This window comes from Variovorax sp. 01T439_2, assembly GCF_056398445.1.
This window is the reverse complement of record NZ_JBFTPJ010000750.1, coordinates 1-2,970: the sequence shown is the minus strand read 5'-3', so window position 1 is coordinate 2,970 and position 2,970 is coordinate 1. Positions and strand designations below refer to the sequence as shown.

4 protein-coding genes and 1 pseudogene are annotated in these 2,970 nt (G+C 69.1%); 2 read left to right on the top strand and 3 right to left on the bottom strand.

Annotated elements, in window-relative coordinates; translation table 11 throughout:
• From AC1DOC_RS27120 to AC1DOC_RS27110, 3 genes are all read right to left on the bottom strand, one after another.
• Nucleotides 1-469: phosphoethanolamine transferase domain-containing protein (locus tag AC1DOC_RS27120; RefSeq protein WP_478130869.1), on the bottom strand; the 469-nt coding region annotated here is incomplete at its 3' end.
• Nucleotides 470-526: 57 nt separating this feature from the next.
• A complete protein-coding gene (locus AC1DOC_RS27115; protein WP_478130868.1) occupies nt 527-1,096 on the bottom strand; it encodes a phosphatase PAP2 family protein in 570 nt (189 codons plus the stop codon).
• On the bottom strand, nt 1,083-1,811 hold the full coding sequence (locus AC1DOC_RS27110) for a phosphatase PAP2 family protein (protein WP_418145590.1): 729 nt from the start codon (nt 1,809-1,811) through the stop codon (nt 1,083-1,085). Before AC1DOC_RS27110 ends, AC1DOC_RS27115 begins: the two co-directional genes overlap by 14 nt.
• A gap of 157 nt (nt 1,812-1,968) precedes the next feature.
• Between AC1DOC_RS27110 and AC1DOC_RS27105 the strand changes: the two genes are divergently transcribed.
• A complete protein-coding gene (locus AC1DOC_RS27105; protein WP_018905610.1) occupies nt 1,969-2,643 on the top strand; it encodes a winged helix-turn-helix domain-containing protein in 675 nt (224 codons plus the stop codon).
• Nucleotides 2,640-2,966, top strand: a pseudogene (locus AC1DOC_RS27100) (sensor histidine kinase); the annotation flags it as partial. The gene AC1DOC_RS27105 and the pseudogene AC1DOC_RS27100, both read left to right, overlap by 4 nt.
• Nucleotides 2,967-2,970: the final 4 nt, after the last annotated feature.

Below are 2,970 nucleotides of genomic sequence, written 5' to 3'. Positions count from 1 at the left end.
GGTAGGCCATGCGCCAGCTCATGAGGTCGCGCGCCTCGTTCGGGTCGGTCTGCAGCACGTTGGCGATCATGGTCGGGTCCATCACCACGCGGTACTCGATCATGTAGTGCTGCACGAAGGCCGCCAGCAGCACCACCGCGAACCACAAGGGCTTCATCCAGCGCGACCAGGCCGTGAAGGACAGCAGCGCCACCGTGGCGCACACCATGAGCACTCCCATGGCGGCGCTCGTGGGCAGGTAGGTGCTGGGTGCGCCGCCGATGCGCGCGAGCTCGTTCCAGAGCGGCCAGTTGGCGGCCACGGCAAGGTAGAGGGCAAGCCAGACGACCACGCGCTGCGCCGAGCGGGGCCGCGCGAGCCACAGGTCGATGCGCGCCCACAGCGCGCGTGCAGGCGCCAGGAAGGAGGCGCCGGCCGCCAGCGCACCCACGTCCCGTCCCGGCGTGGGTTCGATTCTTGAAAATGACATCTACCGACTGTAGAAAGCGCAACTGAAGCCAGCCTGAATTGCGCGTTCAGCCGGCGTTCAGGTTCGCGCCCGTCTCGCCCTCAAACGGGGCCGCATGAAGGCCCTGAGCGCCAGGTTGAGCGGCCGGCTCACGCCGCGCTCCACCACGATCGACACCAGGGCGGCCAGCATCACCCCCGCGACCACGTCGAACGGAAAGTGCAGTCCGAGGAACACGCGGCTCCAGYCGACCACCGCGGCCACCGCCAGCGCCGCCAGCATGGGCGCGCGCCACGGCAGGCACCACAGCGAGAACGCTGCCGCGAAGGTGCAGGCGGCATGCAGGCTCGGGAAACCCGGCCGCGCGCCTTGCGGCGCCCACTGGATTCCCAGCCCGTAGAAGGCGGGCCGCTGGAACGGCATGGCCGAGCGGAACACGTTCACGAAGATCCAGACCGCCAGCACGCTGACCAGCGCGGTGAAGCAGGCATAGCGCAGGCGGCGGTCGACCACCGCGGCGCCGATGATCGCGGCGGCCAGCAGCGCCGGCAGCACGTCGGACGCGAAGCGAGCGAAATGGATGCTCCACGCCGGCGCCGCGGCACTGGCGTTGATCAGCGCGAACAGGGCGACATCAAGGCCCTGCATGCAACACGGCGGCAGGTTCGGTTGCGGCCAGCCGCGAAGCGCGGGGTGCGACGACCAGGTCGATGGCAAAGCCCGCCACCCAGCAGATCCAGGCGGTCCAGAGCGTGTGGCTCATGTAGTGCGCGCCCCGCAGCTGCTGCGACAGGCCGAGCGCCAGCCCCGCGGCCAGCGACGCGCAAAGCCACAGGACCGCGGCACGCGGCGACACCCGGCGCAGCACGAAATAGCCGCCGGCGTAGGCAAAGGCCGCCGAGGCATGGCCCGCCGGGAAGCACCCGCCCGCGCCGCCGTCATAGACCTTCCATGCCCAATGCGACACATGGCTGGCCACACCGCCGAACTCCTTCAGGTCCCAGGGGCAGCTCGTGTGGCTCGCATGCTTGAGCAGGCTGACGGCGAGGACCGAGAGCAGCACGGTGAATGCCAATTGGGCCCGGGCGCGAACCGGCAGCCGGCGCAGGATGCCGAGCGGCCAGCGGATGGCGGCGAACAGCGCGATCACGAACAGCCAGCTCAGGTCCTTCGCGCCCTCGTGCATCACGTGCACCAGGAAGGCGTTCTCGCGCCACGGAAAGCCCATGGGCGTGCCCGCGAGGCGCGCCAGGGCGAGATCGCCGCCTGTAGCGTCCCACGCGAGCAGCAGCGCCAATGCAAGGAGGGTCAGCACGCCCAGGCGAAGGTTCGAGGGATTCGGAGGATTCGGGACACGCGTCATGGACAGAGGGGGAGAGAAGCCGGCAAGCCTGAAACCCCTTTAGCCTACGTGCCTGGCCTGAACCGAGCCTGAAGCGGCCCTGAACGGGAACTGACGGCCGCGGCCCGGCCGCGCTGTCGGCGCTAGACTGCGTTTTTTTCTGGAAAGACCCCATCGCGTGCGCATATTGCTCGTCGAAGATGACAGTGCGTTGGCAGACGCCGTCTGCAGCTACCTGGTTGCAAAGGCTTTCGTGGTCGACGTGGCGCCCAGCCTCGCCGATGCGCGCAGCGCCCTGCTTTCGGTGCAGTACGCCGCCGTGCTGCTCGACCTGCACCTGGGCGACGGCGACGGCCTGTCGCTGCTGCCCCAGGTGCGCGCGCTGCGCGAGCCGCCGATCGTCATCGTGCTGACGGCGCGCGACCAGGTCACCGACCGCATCCGCGGCCTCGACGCCGGCGCCGACGACTACCTCATCAAGCCCTACGACCCGGCCGAGCTGCTGGCGCGGCTGCGCGCCGTGGAGCGGCGGCGCAGCGCCGGCAGCTCGCCGGTGCTGCAACTGGGCACGCTGGAGATCGACCTGGCGCACGATCGGGTCCGCAAGGACGGCAACCCGGTCGTCCTCACGCAGAAGGAATGGGCCCTGCTGCGCGTGATGGCCACGCGGCCCGAGCGCATCCACACCCGCGAGAACCTGGCCGACGCGCTCTACGGCTTCGGCGACGAGGCCGACAGCAACACGCTCGAAGTGTTCATCAGCCGCCTGCGGCGCAAGCTGGGCAAGAACCACATCCAGACACTGCGCGGCCTCGGCTACCGGCTGTCGACCTCGTCGGGCGACGACGAATGAACGCGGCGCTTCCGAAGGACGGCCCCGACACGCTGGCCGGCCGCCTGACGCGCACCCTGATCCTCTGGGTCGGCGGCGTGTGGATGCTGTGCGTGCTGGCCGTGGTCTGGTATGTGGACCGCGAGATCAACCACAACTTCGACAACGAACTGGTCGAGGTCTCGCACCGCATGTTCGACATGGCGCTGCAGGAATTCGGCAAGATGCAGCATTCAGGCGCCACGCCGGACACGCCGGTGATCGCCCCCAAGCAGCTGTTCTCCGAGGACGCCGTGATGTACCAGGTGGTGGACATCCAAGAGCACGTGCTTCTGCGCTCGGCCTAGG

Excerpts from the sequence above, each read along its gene's own strand:
- AC1DOC_RS27110 (WP_418145590.1), bottom strand. The coding sequence starts at position 1,811 with ATGACGCGTGTCCCGAATCCTCCGAATCCCTCGAACCTTCGCCTGGGC.